Below are 18,750 nucleotides of genomic sequence, written 5' to 3' on the forward strand. Positions count from 1 at the left end.
ACATTCAAAAATAGCCTATTTTTCTTATACTAAAAAAACTGAAGCAGCGCTAAATACATCGTGTCTCTTTTCGTTGTTTCAGTTTTTTAAATAGCGAGATCGGGAACCAAAATACCGTAAAACACCCCATTTTAATGATCAAAAAGAGATTCACTCATTCACATTTGGCCTTGTTATTTTTAACAGCGCCTAAACAAATATTCCAAATCTATCAATAGATAGATTGATTAAATATTCATTAATGGCAATCTCATCTTCTTTATCAATTGATTATTGTCACCGTTAAAAATGATGTATTGGTTTTTAATTAAACCTCAAACATTAATGTTACATACTGTTTTTATTGATTTTTTTTCGTGTTAATCCCAATAAATAAATTTAAATTAATGATTGAGTTCGTTGACGTTAATCCCTATGAATAACTTAAACATACAGTTAATTATAATATCGCCTCATTTTTAATCAGGCGAAATTTAGCTTAAATAATCAAATAACGCCATAAGTCATCGCCATTTAATAAATTGATAATAGTCCGTTATATTAATAAAAAAGAGGCGTTATCATCCACATATGAGGGAACAACCATTTAAAATGCCCTAACGATTAAACAATAAAACATGACTAACTACATCACTATTTTATTAATTGTTTGATTAGAACACACGACCGTCTCTTACTCATTTTGAATTATAAATAAAGCAAAATAACCATGAATAAATGATTGTTAAGTTTTTTGCCAACTTCATCACAAAAAAATAATTATAATTCATGATTAAATTAAATATGAACTATATGTTTATTATTGCTAGGGCTCATTAAAATTATTAGTGGCCTTAGCAGAACTTATCGGTTATCAGATAAACCAGTCCTTTTAATCTTTAAATACAGAACATCACTTATCAGATATTTTCAAAATATCAATTGATTAGTGACTGTGATTATAATGGTAAAAGATAACTCCGATATTATTTAAATAAGCTTTCTGTTTCATCTGATTAATTAAATCATATGAAATAAAGCATCACATTTAATCAATGAGGTATATCATGAACTTTAGTCAATCACCTTTAGTCATCAATAATGCAAATAAAAAACAATCCAGCTCTGACTTGATTGTACAAAGTAGTTGCCGATCCGTTCTGCAACAGCCATTTGTTAATTTCACTAATAATCCATCATTAATTAACTTACAGCAAGATGTCAATTCTGCATTAGGCATAGCAAAAGAAAATTCAAATTATTATCTTGATACTATACAACCAATGATAATTAGTAATATTTCTAGCATTAGTGCTTACTATACCATGCATAATTCAATAGCAACCCAAGTTCCAGCGGGAACAAGTATTTCTGATTGGCTAAATATTTTAAGTGCGATTAGAGATCAATCAAAAACATATGCAAGTGAGGCGCATATCACTAGCACGCTTTTGTCACAATTTAGTCATAAGTTAGATAATAGTGTATCGAGCTTCTATAGTGTTGTTGATAAATTAAACGCCGCTATACTGGGTGATAACGGTGCGCTAGCTCAAAATAGAAATAAATTAATCGATATACAAACACAAATAGCTGTTGATGAGGTAGGTATAACACTTGGTGCGATAAGTATTGTGGGAGGGCTTATATCGATTGTTGTCGGGATTGCAAGTTCCTTTTTTACCGGAGGCGCAACAATTACCATGGTGATAGGTGGGGGAGTGGCAATAGCAACGGGTGTTGCTGGTATTACAGGTGCCACATTAAAACTTAAGGGTGACCTTAAATTAAAAGAGATCTTATTAGTTGAGGATGCTAATTTGAAAAATGAGGTTAGAGTCGCTCAAGCATGTTCAGCTGGAAATGCACAACTGGCAGTGTGTATATCACAAGCAGCTCAATCTTCACTTGATATGTCAAATGCATGGGGTTTTCTCTCTAATGATATAGAGAGCCTTATTAATGATCTAAATATGGGGATTATCAGTGGTGATAAGGTTAGAGAGTTATTCTTATCAAGTGCGAATAACCAAGTTAAGATCGTCTTAAAAGATACTGATATAATTAAATCACAAATGAGTGGTATTGAATATGTCATTAACCCTACAAAGTATACTTATGATTTAATTAATGTTAATTAAAAGTAAGTACTAAAAATAGCAGTGGAAGTTAATAACATGAAGTAAAATTAACTCAATCATATGGTGAAAAATATGAACATTTTAAGTTATAAAAGCCTAATGTTTAATTATCTAGGTATAATAGGCAAGTACAATAATGCACAATGGAACTTGCCCTTCTATGCCCAAAAAATAATTGTCTCAATTAATAACTCAATGCTTATATGTGAAAAAATTATTGAGCTTTCATCAGCTCAAATCCAAAATTGGATTAACGAACTTAAATCAATATCCAATTTTATAAATATGAATGACATATCGAGTTCTCGTGAATCATTATCTAAAATGCAACTTGATTCATCTAATGTCATTAATGGTCTATTGTTACAAATAAGTGTCCTGAAAGACTGTGTTCATACTATAGAAGACATCATGTCAACACCTGAAGTTTTCTTTGGAGATCCTAAAATTAGCGAACTAAATGAATTTAAAAATGATGTGATTGGTTTTTTTAATATTGAAGTCAACTTTCAAGTCTATCTATTTGGATTATTGTCGGATTATAAAACGCTAAATAATATATTTAGCATAAGTATACAACCATACAACTATGAACAATATAATTCGATGTCAGTTGTTAAAGTGCAAACCGAAGCATCATTTGTAAAAGTGAAGGAATTAAGATTGTCACTTTAAGATTTAGGGATCAACGGAGTTTATTGCAAAAGTGCATTAATGTGACGTTATTGCTCATTACTGAGGAGAATAACCATGTCACTGAATGATTTCAAATGGAAGTATTTTGCGCCCTCTATCACCTTTTGGTGTATACGTAACGATGATTCAATATCTCAGAGCTATACCGATGTTAGTGATATTTTGGCTGAACGAGGCGTTTTTTCATCGTTCAGCCATTTATCGCTATTTTATCAACGATACTCCGATAGAAGATGTCAGAGATATCAAGTAAATCTGACCCAGTGATGACCTACTGATAGCGGCGTATAGGTGAACTATTTTCATAATACGAATTAAGTGAAAGATCACCATCGGTCTATTGGCAAATTGTAGGTAAAAATAGCAATGCTTGATGTGAATTGGCGAATGTCTAGTTAACCATGAAAATGGATCGGTTTACTGGTTTTTTGAGTCCATAGCACACCGCTAATCTCACTTTTTTCCTTTTAATAATCATTTCATTGTTTATCGCTAGAAAAAATATAATCAAAAAAATAACATTATTGTATTAATTAATTTTTCAGACTCTTTTAATCTTACCGCTTCAATAAATTATAATATAATCTTACACATTGCTGTTATGATTCATTATCTTTTATTAACAATTAATGGCAAAATAACCTTTATCTAGCCTGTTTTTATCAGTCATTAATGAAATTGAAAATACTTCATGAATAACTCATAAAAATCAGCCAGATAATAAAGACTAGTCCTATATTGATAATCATTAAATCTAATATGATCAAATTAAAGGTTATAGTCATCACCAAGTTACAACTCTAAATATTATAGCGAGAACAACTATGAGTTTGTTTCTACAAAACTGTCTGGCCTTCCCCGCTGTTCTTTTTAGCGGGTTACTGATTATTGTCATGTTTTATTGGGTTTGTGCTGCTTTTGGGTTGTTAGATATTGATTTATTTAATGTCGATACATCGGTAGATAGCGGAGGTTTTGATGCCACAGGCTTTGCAGGATGGCTGACAAAATTAGGGCTAGCAGGCATTCCAGTCACCATTATTCTCACTCTATTTACACTATTTGGTTGGCTACTGAGCTATTTTAGTGTTCATTGGTTTATCCGATTTATTGATATTACCCTGCTACGCTACCTCGTGGGTTTCGTCGTGTTATTGGTCACGGCCTTTATTTCAATTCATCTTACTGCCTTATGTCTAAAACCATTACGTGAAAAATTAGCTAAATCCTCTTCCCCAAAAAGCGTAAGCCAATTGATAGGCAAACTTGCAACAGTACGTTCCGGTGATGTAACTGAGCATCGAGGAGAGGCTATTTTAGAAGATGGTGGTGCCGGTTTGATCTTACAAATTCGCGCCGCTTCAACTGAAAACATAAAGCGCGGTGACCGCGTTGTCATTATTCGCTATGACGCTGAGTCACACACTTATGATGTGGTGACTGAAGAAGAATTCCGCCGCTAATAATCAACAATACTGTAATTAGTTAACGACGACATTATCGAAACCCATGGAGAGAAAATATGGAATTGGCTGAACTAATGCCCTTTTTGACCATTGTCGGGGGCATCATCGTAGTCATACTTGGATTTTTTGGGCTATTTAAAGCCTTCTATATCAAAGTTCCACAAGGAACAGCGCTGATTGTTAACGACATGTCGTCACAGCCAAAAGTTCACTTTACTGGTGCTTTAGTTTACCCCGTTATCTACAAAAAAGAGTTTATGAGAATATCTCTCTTAACTTTAGAAGTGGATCGCCGTGGGAAAGATGGCTTGATTTGCCAAGATAATTTACGTGCTGATATTACCGTTGCCTTTTATTTACGCGTAAATGAAACAACGGAAGATGTACTTAAAGTCGCTAAGGCGATTGGTGTTGACCGTGCTTCTGACCATCAAGCCGTAAGCACCTTATTTAGTGCTAAATTCTCAGAAGCACTCAAAACGGTTGGTAAGCAGTTTGAGTTGTCTAAACTTTTTGAAGATAGACAAAACTTCCGTGATCGTATTGTTGATGTTATCGGTAAAGATCTCAATGGCTATGCGCTTGAAGACGTTGCCATCGACTATTTAGAGCAAACACCAAAAGCAGCGCTCGATCCAAATAATATTTTCGACTCCGAAGGTATTCGCAAAATCACTGAAATTACCGCAATCCATAATATTGAAACGAACCAGAAAGAACGTGACCAAGAACTGGCAATTCAAAAGAAAAATGTGGAAACCCGCGAAGCTAGCTTAGCACTTGAGCGTCAACAAGCCGATGCAGAAGCCCGTCAAAAACGTGAAATTGAAAATATTCGAGCGCGTGAACAAGCTGAAACATTACGTGTACAAGAAGAAGAACGCTTAAAAGCAGAACAAGCACGGATTCAAACTCAACAAGAAATTGAAATCCGTGAAGAAAACCGTATGCGTGAAGTTGAAGTTGCTCAACAAAACCGTACCCGTGCTGTCACTATCGAAGAAGAGCGAGTCAAACGCGCTCGTGACCTTGAAATTGTTGCTCGCGAACGTGAAGTTGAACTACAACGCATTGAAAAAGAAAAAGCATTAGAAGAAGAACGCAAAAATATTTCTAATGTCATTCGCGAACGTGTGGTGGTAGAAAAAAGTGTTGCTCAAGAAGAAGAGCGTATTAAAGAAGTTCGTGAAATTTCAGAAGCCGATCGTTTAAGACAAGTCACTGTCATTAACGCTCAAGCAGAAGCGGAAGAATCCTTAGTACGTCAAGTGAAGAAAGCGGAAGCCGACGAGGCAAGTGCTAAACACAAAGCTGAAGAGATCAGTACCATGGCTCAAGCCGAGCTTGAAGCCTCAGCAAAACAAGCAGAAGCCAAAAAACGCTTAGCAGAAGGGATTGAAGCAGAACATGCAGCATTAGGCTTAGCCGAAGCACGAGTACGTCAAGCGGCGGCAGAAGCGGAAGAAAAAGAAGGGTTAGTACAAGCTAACATCACAGCAGAAAAACTCCTTGCCGAAGCGAGAGGCTTAAAAGAAAAAGGCTTAACAGAAGCGCAAGTGAGGGAGGCGATGGCGCTAGCAGAGCAACAACAGGGCTTTGCTGAAGCGAAAATCCTTGAAGAGAAATTAACAGCGCAAGCGCGTGGTGAAGAGCAACAAGCGAATGCGAAAGAGAAATTAGGTCTGGCGGATGCAAAAGTACTTGAAGAAAAACTGGCCGCACAAGCTCGCGGTGAAGGCCAATTAGGTGCTGCACAAGCCGAAGTCATTCGTCAGCGTCTAAAAGCAGAAGCTGATGGCTTGACGGATAAGTTCCAATCTATGGATCACCTCAGTGATACAGCTCGCGCCCACGAAGAATTCCGTATGCGTCTTGAGAAAGAGTTTGAACAATCTATGGCTTCAATTGCCGCAAATAAAGAAATTGCTCGCGAACAAGCCGATGTACTGGCAGCAGCCTTAACCAAGACAAATATCGAAATTGTTGGCGGAGATGGTAGCTTCTTTAATACCTTCTCTAAAGCACTTAGCTTAGGCAAAGCCGTTGATGGCTTTATGGATAAAAGCAGTTTTGCGAAGGAGAGTGTCGAAAAGCTGATCAACCGTAAAGACGATAAAAAAATCGACATCGCCGCTTTGCTAAAAAACCCAGAGGTTCAAGATCTAATTAATGGGTTTATGGCTGTAAAAGGTGCAGGTCAACAGGTAAAAACTGTCACAGCAAAACCTGAAAACCAAAGCGATAATCAACTCTAATTAAGATGATAATTCAAAGGCATATACTATATCCTTTAGGTAACAAGTCATGTTGTTGATGTCGATGTAAAAGGTAGCCCAAGAACTTAGACATTTAAGTGACTTGGGCCACTAAATACAAATACATCAACCTTATATTGGCTTGAAGTATCACCTGTATATGTCTTGTGTTTTTGTTATAGCCAAGGAAATCAGCGATACATGTCAATTCAGGAAACAGATCACGAGCAGGAAATACTGGATAGCGCGGTTGCACAAGGTGGCGCATATGAAATATTACGCAAACGCCTCACCGAGCAAGGGCAACAGCTTCATCAAAAAGCAGTGCAGCTCAATGACAGTCGTTTGCAAGAGTTCGGCCAAAGCCAAATGGATATTATTGGTCGTATCCGTATTCGCACAGAAAACAATTGCCAAGCAAGGGATATTGTTCGTGTCGGTGAATGGCTTCTGTTTGGTTATAACGTCTTCTTAGGTCTCAAAAAAGAAACCCACATTGAAGATGTGTTTTCACTGTATCGGCTAATCGATAACCACGGTGAATTTGATGTTGAAGAAGCCCCTTATGAAGGGACATTCCTGAGTGATCCTCGCTTTACCCAAGACTTTACTGAATTATATACCTACTACAAAAATACCCAACTGCTACAGCTCGTCGAGCGTGATGGAAAACTGTTAGCTAGTTTCCAAATTGGCGATCGTATCACCGATGTCAGGGTCTTCCGCTGGTCTATCTCCAGTGATAAAAGCAAAATCGACTATATCGATAACCGGGGTGAACGTGATATCGCACTACCTCCAGCCTATGATTTCGAATGGGTTAAAACCACGCGTGAAAATACGGTAAATGGCCGATTTCCACATATTAATATTTTAGATACCGTCTTCGTCGAAACTATCGGGGGTGATCTCACGATTAAGTGTGAAAATAACACGGAAGATGGTCTCGGAATTTATCGAGAAGCGGTTTTAGATAAAAACCAATCCCTCGATGATGCGCAGATTGAATATGCTCAAACTGGCAGCCTTATCTTATTAAAGATATTACCTTATCGGGAAGAAAGTTGGCGCTATCTCGTTTACAACACGCTCACTCAAACCGTTCAACGGATTGATGCTATTGGCCAAGCATGTGTGCAGTTACCTGAAGATCACGGCATTATTTTCCCTGGTGGCTATTATCTACAAAATGGTGAATACAAAACCTTTGACCAACCCATGGATGGCATGCGCTTTCGCCGTTTACGTCGCTCCCCCAATGGTGAAGATGTTCTCTATGTGTTTTATTCACCAAATCAAGGCCGCATTGCCTTATTTAACTACAACTTGATTGAGCGAAAACTGGCTATTCCGCTGATCGGGCATGGTTATGCCATGCTTGAAGATGGAAAAATGGTGTTATTTGAAGGTGAAGGAGATGAAGCCACTCGTGTTCATCCTATGCAAGTCTGGCAAACACCGTTTTATTCCGAAGAATTTGCAGATCAACAACCTCCACGTAGTGGCTTTTTTGGCCGCATTGGTAATGCTGACCTTGTGCGCGGTATTTCAGAAATCTTACATATCGCCAAAGAAATTGAAGGTAATCAAGTTTCCGTTACCCGTTACGAACAACTGAGCCAGCAGCCCAAAAACTTGCTGGATATCTATTATTGGTTCAATGACGAACCGTGTTTAGGTATTGGTAAATTACTCAAAGAGATCACGCAAACTAGCGAATTGGTTTTAGATGAGTATGAGAAAGTCGAGAGTATCCGCCAGCAATCAGCAAAATCGATGAGCGAAGCGGTTAGTCGACAAAAATCGTTGATTTCTTTAACCCTTCCTGAAAGCTGGGATGATATTCAACAGTTTGTTGATGGGTTAAATGCACTGAGTGCACAGCGTGGTCATCTGATTTCTCTACGCGAATTCCGTTATATGGATTTAGCAAAGCTCGCACAAATGGAAGAGGAAATCACCGAAGCGCAGCAATATGTTTCCCAATCGACAGCGACGTTCCTAGCCAGTGACAAAGCGCTACAACCGTTTAAAACGCAACTCGCTACGTTTGAAGAACAGGTGGAGAACGCCCAAAATAGCGCTCAGTTAGATATCCCAATGAATGGCATGGAAAAAATGTCTGCCGACTTGGATATGCTATCGAACTTAATGGCCTCTCTAAAATTTGACGATGTGACCCAGCAAACCCATATTATTGATGCTATTTCACAAATTTATGCTCAATTAAATCAGTCTCGCGCTCGCTTACAACAAAAACGTAAATCCCAAAGCAGTGTTGAAACGGTCGCCCAATTCGGCGCACAATTCCGCTTATTCAGCCAAGGTATTACCAACGCGCTCTCTCTTTCTACAGATCCTGAACGTTGTGATGACCAATTGTCACGATTATTAGTGCAGTTAGAGGAATTAGAAAGCCAATTCAGTCATCATGATCAATTTCTCGATGATATTCTCTCTAAGCGCGAAGAGTTGTTAGAAACCTTTGAATCACACAAGCAAACGCTACTGGATGAACGCCAGCGCCGTTCACAAAATTTACAAACCGCAGCAGAGCGTTTATTAGAAAGTCTACAGCGTCGTACTTCACGCTTGCAGTCACAAGATGAACTCAATGCCTTTTTTGCTTCTGATCCATTAGCAGCAAAAACCCGCGAAATCATTGAAAAGCTGAGGGAAATCAACGATAACGTCAAGGCTGACGATATTGATGCTAAATTGAAGGCCGCACGTGACCAAGCAATTCGTACACTGAGAGATAAAACAGATATATTTGAAGATGGCGGTAATGTCATTAAATTAGGGCCTCGCCATCGCTTTAGCGTTAATACCCAAGAGCTTGATTTAACCATTTTACCTAAAGATAACCAGCTTTGGTTGTATCTCACAGGAACAGATTTCCAAGAACCGATAGATAATCCACAGTTATCCAAATTGCAGCCTTATTGGACTGCAATGCTTGAATCTGAATCGGATAATGTGTACAGAGCTGAATATCTTGCCTATTCAATTATCTATGCAGCAAGCAAACGCCAAGATGGACTCGACTATAATAGTCTCAAGTCAGCGTTATCTGTACCAGAGAAACTAGAAAAAATTGTCCGTGACTTCGCAGCTCCCCGCTATAAAGAAGGTTACGAAAAGGGAATTCATGATCATGACGCTATAGCGATTTTGAAAAAGTTAATTCCGGTTGGTGAAAGTGCCGATTTACTGCGTTATAACCCAACATCGCGAGCAATTGCGGCGATTTTCTGGGAAAAAATGCAATCTCATGATTACCCAGCACTGTGGCCAGAACGTGCCAGAACAGCGATGAATATTCAGCAATTATTTCACAATGATGATGCGTTACTGGATTTACAAGCTGAAATTGAGGCTGATATTAGCCTCTTTCTACAAGAACACCCTATCGCATGTGAAAGCTATCAACAAACTCAGGCAGCAGAGTATCTCAGTTTTGCTTTAGCGCGCACCCCTATCGAGTTAGTTTACAGTAAATATGCACGTGACTTAGTCGTCGCCTTACAGAGTCGATTAGAAGAAGCACATATGTGGATCGATTTTAATCGTTCACAACAGAACCTTTCAGATCGCTATGCTCAGCGCTGGGCCTTGATTCAAAATTGGTTAAAAGGGTTATGCTCAAATTCAGAATTTGCCCATCTCACGCCTTATATTCCTGGCGCAATCGCCATTATTATCTTAGATAAGGTCGCTTCTGCACGTTATAGTGAGGCGGATCTCTATTTCAAAGTGAGTGGTTTGCTTGGCGAGCATCCAATGATTGAGAACCAAACGCTGTCATTGAGCTTAGATAACTATTTCAGTCGCATGCGTCAGCAGAGAAAGCAATTTATACCGGCATTCCGTGAGTACCAAGCCCTACGCCAACGCATTGTTATTGATGAACGTCGTCGTTTGAAGTTGCATGAATTCAAAGCACGCCCGTTAAGCTCTTTTGTACGCAATAAGCTCATTAATGATGTCTATTTACCCATTATCGGCGACAATATGGCAAAACAAATCGGTGCTCTCGGTGAGGGCAAACGTACCGACTTGATGGGCCTACTTTTAATGATCTCCCCGCCGGGCTACGGAAAAACGACGCTCATGGAGTATGTTGCTGACCGTCTAGGCCTAATTTTCATGAAAATTAACGGCCCTGCATTAGGTCATGAAGTGTTATCGCTCGACCCTGAACAAGCTCCCAATGCAACCGCAAGACAAGAGCTAGAAAAACTCAATTTAGCCTTAGAAATGGGCAATAATGTCATGCTGTATGTTGATGATATTCAGCATACCCATCCAGAGTTCTTACAGAAATTTATTTCTTTGTGTGATGGCACAAGACGCATTGAAGGGGTTTGGAAAGGAAAAACCAAAACATATGATATGCGCGGGAAAAAATTCTGTGTTGTTATGGCGGGTAACCCCTATACAGAATCCGGTGAAGTGTTCCGCATACCTGACATGCTTGCAAACCGAGCTGATATCTATAATTTAGGGGAAGTCCTTGGTGGCATGGATGATGCCTTTGCATTAAGCTACATTGAAAACAGTTTAACTTCAAATTCAGTATTGGCTCCACTTGCCTTACGTGACCTGAATGACCTCTACCTGCTCGTAGATAAGGCTATGGGGAAATCAATCTCCACCAATGCGTTAAACTACCCTTATTCAGATGCAGAAATCAGTGAGATCGTTGCAGTGATTAAGCATCTAATCACCTTGCGGGATATCGTGCTTAAAGTAAATCAGCAATATATCGCGAGTGCTGCGCAATCCGATAAATATCGAACTGAACCCGCCTTCCGCCTACAAGGTAGCTATCGCAACATGAATAAATTAGCTGAAAAAGTTTCATCCGTTATGAATGAGGAAGAACTTGAGCGTTTATTAGATGATCACTACCTAGGTGAAGCGCAATTACTCACGACAGGGGCTGAAGAGAATTTACTCAAACTAGCCGAGATCAGAGGTAGGCTTACTGAACAAGAAGCTGCGCGTTGGCAACAAATCAAGAAAGACTTCATGCGCAATAAAGCACTTGGTGGAGATAATGCCGATATTGGTGATCGAGTTGTTGCCCAACTCGCCGATCTGGTTGAAAGCGTACAAGCACTAGGCCAGCACTGATGATGAAGCAATGGCTAAGTCAGCGTTTAAAATTACTCGCTATTTTAGCTGGGCTATTGGTTATCATCCAAGTAATCAATAGCCTAACCGATTATGCTCTCACGCGCTTCGGTATTATCCCGCGAGAGGTAAATAGTTTAATCCGTATTCCACTTGCCCCCTTTATTCATGGTAGTTGGGGGCATTTACTGAGTAACCTACCACCTTTACTGATCCTCAGTGCAATCCTTATGCATAGAACTATTCGTGAATATGTATATGCCTCATCATTTATTATTATTACCAGCGGATTAGCGGTTTGGCTGGTTGGTCGCTATGCCATCCATGTGGGTGCAAGTGGTTGGATTTTTGGGCTTTGGGGACTACTGATTGCTCAAGGCTTCTTTAGACGCCAACTTGTCGATATCCTCATTGCATTATTGGTACTCTTTTATTTTGGTGCCATGGCAGCAGGCTTACTCCCTATTCATCAATATATTTCGACTGAGTCACATATAGCTGGTGCAATATCCGGCATTTTCTATGCTTGGTGGATTAATCGCCGTAAAAAAAAGCCCCTTTCATCTACAGAACGCTAATTTACAGCTAATGTGATTAGATTCACTTTTAATATTTTTTTATTTTTTATGTATCCTTTTTTATCTACTTAGTTCACATATTAATAATTTAACCATTATTTAACCCTTTATTTACAAATTAGTGATTGTTAGTCTCGTAATACAATAAAAAATGGAGGCTCATCTGATGAAGAAAAATAATATATTATCTGCAATGGTTATTTTTGGATTCGCAACACTTGCATCCACCAGCTACGCTGAACCGAATAAAATAAAGATAGATCGTGATAGCTACGGTGTTCCACATATCTATGCAGATGATGTTTATAGTCTTTTTTATGGTTATGGCTATGCCGTCGCCCAAGATAGACTTTTCCAAATGGAAATGGCCAAACGCAGTACACAAGGCACGGTTTCGGAAGTACTAGGTAAAGATTTCATTGCTTTTGACAAAGATATCCGCAGTAATTACTGGCCAGATTCTATCCATCAACAGATCGACAATCTTCCCAAAAAAGAACAAGATATTCTACGAGGCTACGCCGATGGCATGAACGCGTGGATAAAACAAGTCAATACCACACCTGATAAACTCATGCCTAAACAGTTCATGGATTATGGTTTTACCCCCTCTCAATGGAACAGTTTTGATGTTGCTATGATTATGGTCGGTACCATGGCTAACCGTTTCTCTGATATGAATAGTGAAATCGATAATTTAGCCTTATTAACCGCCTTAAAAGATAAATATGGTGAACAAAAAGGGTTAGCGGTATTCAACCAAATAAATTGGCTGAATAATCCTAATGCCCCCACCACTATTGACGCTCAAGAATTCACTTATCTAGATACAAAAAATAAAAACAATCAATCACAGGTGAATCAAATAGGTGATTATCGCCTAATGCCGCCGATGTTTGAACGTCCTGCTAAAGACGCCTCTGGCAAATTAATCGCATTAACAACACAGCAAAATAGTCAATTGATAGCCAAACAATATGCGCAAAGTGGTGCAAATGGCTTAGCGGGTTATCCAACAACAAGTAATATCTGGGTTGTCGGGAAAGCAAAAGCTGATGGCGCCAATGCAATTTTGCTAAACGGCCCACAATTTGGTTGGTTTAATCCTGCTTATACCTACGGGATTGGTTTACATGGCGCTGGTTTCGACTTAGTGGGTAACACCCCCTTCGCCTATCCCGCCATATTATTTGGTCATAATGGCAATATCGCGTGGGGATCAACGGCTGGCTTTGGGGATGGCGTTGATATATTTGCAGAAAAATTGGACCCACAACGCCCTGATTATTATCAACACCAAGGCCAATGGAAAAAAATGCTCAGCCGCCAAGAGATAATTAATGTGAAAGATGCCCCGTCCGTTACATTAGATATTTATCGAACGGTGCACGGTAATGTCATGAAAACAGATGATAATGCCAATATCGCGTACAGCAAGGCACGTGCATGGGATGGAAAAGAGGTCTCCTCTTTAATGGCATGGGTAAAACAAGCACAAGCCAAAAATTGGCAACAATGGCAAAATCAGGCACAGAACCAAGCCTTAACCATTAATTGGTATTATGCAGATAAAGACGGCAATATTGGTTATATCCATACTGGGCATTATCCTGAACGCCAAGAAAATCATGACCCTCGACTCCCCGTTCCCGGCACTGGTGAATGGGACTGGAAAGGCATGCAGCCCTTTGCTAATAACCCGAAAGTGTACAACCCTAAATCGGGTTATATTGCTAACTGGAATAATTCCCCAGCAAAAAATTACCCCGCGAGTGACTTGTTTGCGTTTTTATGGGGATCTGCTGATCGCGTCACAGAAATCAATAAGCTAATAGAATCAAAGCATCTGTTAAATCAAGAGGACATGTGGGATATTCTAAAACAGACGAGTCGTGTTGACCTGAATCATCGCCTATTTACCCCTTATATTCTGCGTGCGACACGCGATTTACCTGCCGATGACGATGCCGTAAAACTTGCATCTATTCTTAACCAATGGAATGGAATTAATTATCTTTCAAAAGAGGGCAAACATTATATTCAACCAGGCTCAGCAATATTGGATATTTGGCTAAAAGAGATGCTAAAAGCCACGCTGGGCCAAACAGTCCCCGCTCCTTTTGATAAATGGTATTTAGCCAGTGGCTATGAAACAACACAAGAAGGTCCTACAGGCTCGTTAAATATTAGTACAGGCGCAAAAATCTTATATGAATCATTATTAGGGCAACAATCTGCTATTCCACAAGCTATTGACCTATTTTCAGGGAAATCACAAGATGATGTTATTCGCCAAGCATTACGTACAACTTATCAGCAAATGACCCAGCAATATGGTCATCATCCTGCGAGTTGGCAAACTCCAGCGACAGCACTAACTTTTAGAGCCAATAATTTCTTCGGTGTTCCTCAAGCTAGTAGCGCAGAAAGTCTACACCAAAATGAATATCATAATCGAGGAACCGAAAATGACTTGATTGTGTTTACCGACGATAAGGTGAAAGCTTGGGATGTTGTTGCTCCAGGACAAAGCGGTTTTATTTCACCGCAAGGAAAACCATCTCCTCATTATCAAGACCAATTATCCCTTTATGAACAGTTTGAAAAAAAACCATTGTGGCTCACTGCTGAAGAATTAGCTCCCCATATCGAAACCAGTGAATTGATTGAAGTTACAAAATAGTCTCTCAACATGGCCGAGAGCAAACTCTCGGCCTTTATTTTATTTTCTGAATACGGTAAACACAGCGCCCACCACCATTGAGTAAATACTGCTCTCGCTCAATCGTAACTTCATCGCCCATAATTTCACGAAATAATTGTAATTCGGAGCGACAAAAATTTTGGCAAACAGTCGCCGCAGCACAGATTGGGCAATGGTTTTCAATTAATAACCAACTGTCCCCCTCTTGTTCAATACGTGCCATATAACCCTCTTCACTACGAATATCGGCTAATGCCTGTAGTCGTTCAATAAAAGGTCGCTGTGCACAACGAGATAGATATTTGGTTTTAATTGCACTTTCTCTTTGGCTAATCAGTTTTTCTAGCCCTTCATTCCCAAAAATACTTTTTACTGAATCAATGAGCTGCAACGTAAGCTGTGCATGCGTATCTGGAAAACGCTGATGTCCTAATTCAGTCAGCACCCAATTCTGCCTCGGTCGACCAGCACCTGTTTGAGAAGTGCACTGCACCCCCTCAACTAAACCTAGTGATAGCAATTTTTGAAGATGTTGGCGGACAGCTTCCCCCGTCATGGCTAAGTCTTTTGCAATCACAGCGGTTGAGATAGGCGCTTTAGTTTTGATACAAAACAACACTTTATCAACCGCTTGGCTGAGATTTAAATTATCAAAGTAATTACTTGCATTAATCATGATGCCACTCTAATATCCAAGCTAATACTTGGATATTAACTTTTTTTTAACTCTCTCGTCTAGCAGGTCTCGCTATGAGCAATGATCCATCAACGACAAATCAAGCCAAATGGGCTGATTTACTCAGTGGCACTAATGCATTACTGACTATCGCCCTTACTGGTGGTGTCGCACTCCATGCGATCAACATTTATATCGTTACAACGATTCTTCCGAGCATTGTCAATGATATCGGTGGCCTAGAATATTATGCATGGAATACCACCATATTTGTTGCCACCTCTATTGTCGGCTCAACATTATCAAGCAAAATCCTCAACCAATTAGGACCTAAATTTGCTTATTTAACCGCCTTATTTTTATTTTCATTAGGGTCGATTTGGTGTGCCGCTTCCCCTTCAATGCTAACGTTACTTGTCGGACGTGCGCTTCAAGGGCTAGGGGGCGGTATTTTATTTGCCTTAAGCTATGCATTAATTCGCATTGTTTTTACCGAAAATCTCTGGTCACGTGCTATGGGGGTCGTTTCCGGTATGTGGGGAATTGCCACGCTCTGTGGGCCTGCAATTGGTGGGATATTTGCCCAAGGTGGACATTGGCGCTGGGCTTTTTGGTCATTATTGCCAGTTGCTGTTTTTCTTACTTTAATTGTTATTAATCAATTACCTAAAAAAACAAACCAACAACCACAAACCAGTAAATTGCCTTTTCTTGCTATTACATTATTAGTTGCTTCTGTGTTAGCGATTTCGATCGGAAGTTTATCTCAAGAACTCATATTTAATGTCGTGGGTCTGCTAGTTGGCATCACCATGCTAATTACCATTGCTCTCATTGATGGTAAGCAAGGTAAACGCTTACTCCCTACAGGCACTTATTCATTCAAAAATCCGCTTGCTATCATTTACTTAACGATGAGTTTACTGGTTGGTGGTATGACAACGGAAATTTATGTCCCTTATTTCTTACAAACTATCCATCAATTTTCTCCATTATCAGCAGGTTATCTCACCGCAATTATGGCCGCAGGTTGGACAATTGGCGCATTACTCAGTGCGAATAAAACGGGGCCACTCGTATTAAAAATACTTCGTTTAGGCCCAATTATTATATTTATCTCATTAATCTTACTGGCTATTTTAACGCCTAATACAAAATTAGTGGATTCAATACTTCTGTTTGCCATCTATTTAATTGCCATGATGGGAGTTGGTCTAGGAATTGGTATTTGCTGGCCACATCTTGTTTTAAAGGTTTTTAACGTCGCCCCTAACGGCGAAGAGAATCTTGCATCCTCATCAATTATTACCGTTCAACTGTACGCAACAGCACTATCAGCAGCATTAGTTGGTGTAGTCGTCAATAATAGTGGACTTATTAGCCCTGGAGGGTTAGCTGGAGCCCAACAAGCTTCAATCTGGTTATTTGCGCTATTTGCTATTTGCCCCTTCTTTGGTGCATTACTCATCAGAAAGATTCAATAACCCTGTAGGCCAAGAAGCAAATATGCATTCATTGCAGAGATAAATAAGAGATTATTATCACAATAGGGAAGTGTTTTTGATGGCACTTCCCTTTAATTATTAGCCTTTATGTTTTGCGAAAAAAATGAGGAATAACTAATGAGCAAAGAATCAAAATAATAATTGTTGATATCATTACGCCACCAAATGCTTGATCGAAAGCAGTATGCGCTTGGTTAATCAAGATATTTGCACTCTCTTGTGGCAAATGCTCCGCGATAATAAAAGCTTCATCAATGCTATCATAAGCTTTCTCATCCACCGCTAAGTTGTCTGGTAACGATAGCTTCATTGTATAAATGGCGCTCATCAATCCCCCCATAAAAGTCACCCCCAACACACTACCGATTTCATAAGCGACTTCTTCAATTGACGCTGCCATACCCGCTTTTTGATCAGGTGCATTCAACATCACTGTGGTTGAGGCGGTAGTAAAAATCACACCAAGACCAAAGCCAATCAAAAATAAGTATGCCAATAATATGAAACCGGTAGCAGTTTGGTAAACATAATTAAGGCCGATGACACCGATCAAGGTACAGACGAAACCAAATATTGTTAACCGTCTCTCGCCAATTTTATGTAATAACATTCCAGCTAATGGGCCAGCCAATACCGAGGCGATAGGGATAGGAATAATATACAGAGCCGCTTGAAACGGTGTATATCCCATCACAAGCTGTAATCTTTGGCTTAACAGAAGCTCGACGCCAACAATGATGACCATCGATAATATTGCCATTAAGATACCCGCACTAAAGCGTGGGTTAGCAAATAGCTTAAAATCAATCATTGGCGAATCAGATGACATTTGTCTACGGCTAAAGATACACAAGAACCAAACACCTATGATGCCTGCAACAATAAACGCCCACCAATTCGTATAAGGCTTACCAAACTCTTTTAGGGCATAAATAGTACCAACTAACCCAATAAGCACTAACACAGAGCCGATATAATCGATTTTTTGTGAACCTTCTCCGCCACATTTAGGAATTAAAAAGTAAGCGAAAGGCAATACGAATAATACTACCGGTACATTGATTAAAAATACTGAGCCCCACCAAAAATGGTTAAGCAATATACCGCCAACGAGTGGACCGATAGCGGCGCCACCTGACGCAACAGCCGACCAAATCCCTATCGCAAGAGCACGCTCTTTTGGATCTAAAAAAACATGCCTAACAATTGATAACGTTGCGGGCATGCTCATTGCAGCCCCTACGGCCAAAAAGCCTCTTGATAAAATCAAGCTCAATGCAGTTGGGGAAAATGCAGCGCACAAAGAGGCGATGGCAAATAAAGGTAACCCTAAAAGAAACATCACCTTATGACCTATACGGTCACTAAGCATCCCCGCTGCCGGTAATAATCCCGCGACAATTAACGGATATGCATTCATAATCCATAATTTTTCGGAGGATGTGGCGCCTAAATCATGTGTTAATCGAGGTAGAGCCGTGTATAACACCGTTACATCGATCACAATGAGAAACAGTACACTTGATACTAAAAGTAAAATAATCCAGCGTTTATAATCAGCTAGCATAAAATCATCTCAACAAGTTTATTTAATCATCATTTATTAATGAT

General features: G+C 39.5%; 10 protein-coding genes. 8 read left to right on the forward strand and 2 right to left on the reverse strand.

Going from position 1 to position 18,750, the window contains the following annotated elements; genetic code table 11:
- Window positions 1–1,046: 1,046 nt before the first annotated feature.
- The 7 genes from G3341_RS00065 to G3341_RS00095 all read left to right on the forward strand — a co-directional run bounded on the left by G3341_RS00065 (window position 1,047) and on the right by G3341_RS00095 (window position 14,937).
- The gene (locus G3341_RS00065; protein WP_230085790.1) at window positions 1,047–2,120 is read left to right on the forward strand and encodes an HBL/NHE enterotoxin family protein; all 1,074 of its coding nucleotides are present in this window, start codon (window positions 1,047–1,049) and stop codon (window positions 2,118–2,120) included.
- A 72-nt stretch (window positions 2,121–2,192) separates the two neighbouring features.
- The gene (locus G3341_RS00070; protein WP_163860448.1) at window positions 2,193–2,795 is read left to right on the forward strand and encodes a hypothetical protein; all 603 of its coding nucleotides are present in this window, start codon (window positions 2,193–2,195) and stop codon (window positions 2,793–2,795) included.
- Between the two features lie 845 nt (window positions 2,796–3,640).
- A complete protein-coding gene (locus G3341_RS00075; protein WP_154622059.1) occupies window positions 3,641–4,279 on the forward strand; it encodes an OB-fold-containig protein in 639 nt (212 codons plus the stop codon).
- Window positions 4,280–4,338: 59 nt separating this feature from the next.
- Window positions 4,339–6,537 carry a hypothetical protein gene (locus tag G3341_RS00080; RefSeq protein ID WP_163860449.1) on the forward strand — a complete coding sequence of 733 codons (2,199 nt, stop codon included), beginning with the start codon at window positions 4,339–4,341 and terminating at the stop codon, window positions 6,535–6,537.
- Window positions 6,538–6,738: 201 nt separating this feature from the next.
- Window positions 6,739–11,676 (forward strand): DNA repair ATPase, encoded by a 4,938-nt coding sequence (locus G3341_RS00085; RefSeq protein WP_163860450.1) that lies wholly within the window; start codon window positions 6,739–6,741, stop codon window positions 11,674–11,676.
- Window positions 11,677–11,678: 2 nt separating this feature from the next.
- Window positions 11,679–12,254: a rhomboid family intramembrane serine protease gene (locus G3341_RS00090; protein WP_163863443.1), complete on the forward strand. Its 576-nt coding sequence runs from the start codon at window positions 11,679–11,681 to the stop codon at window positions 12,252–12,254.
- Between the two features lie 166 nt (window positions 12,255–12,420).
- Window positions 12,421–14,937 carry a penicillin acylase family protein gene (locus tag G3341_RS00095; protein WP_167520905.1) on the forward strand — a complete coding sequence of 839 codons (2,517 nt, stop codon included), beginning with the start codon at window positions 12,421–12,423 and terminating at the stop codon, window positions 14,935–14,937.
- Window positions 14,938–14,971: 34 nt separating this feature from the next.
- On the opposite strand, the gene G3341_RS00100 is transcribed toward G3341_RS00095, so the two are convergent.
- Entirely contained in the window at window positions 14,972–15,634 is a 663-nt protein-coding gene (locus G3341_RS00100; RefSeq protein WP_154623586.1) for a helix-turn-helix transcriptional regulator, read from the reverse strand.
- Window positions 15,635–15,708: 74 nt separating this feature from the next.
- Between G3341_RS00100 and G3341_RS00105 the strand changes: the two genes are divergently transcribed.
- On the forward strand, window positions 15,709–17,118 hold the full coding sequence (locus G3341_RS00105; protein WP_163860452.1) for an MFS transporter: 1,410 nt from the start codon (window positions 15,709–15,711) through the stop codon (window positions 17,116–17,118).
- Window positions 17,119–17,224: 106 nt separating this feature from the next.
- Here G3341_RS00105 and G3341_RS00110 read toward each other — a convergent pair whose 3' ends face one another.
- Window positions 17,225–18,706 (reverse strand): MFS transporter, encoded by a 1,482-nt coding sequence (locus tag G3341_RS00110; protein WP_163860453.1) that lies wholly within the window; start codon window positions 18,704–18,706, stop codon window positions 17,225–17,227.
- Window positions 18,707–18,750 lie beyond the last annotated feature (44 nt).

Origin of the sequence: Providencia vermicola, assembly GCF_010748935.1 — a bacterium.
Classification (GTDB): domain Bacteria; phylum Pseudomonadota; class Gammaproteobacteria; order Enterobacterales; family Enterobacteriaceae; genus Providencia; species Providencia zhejiangensis.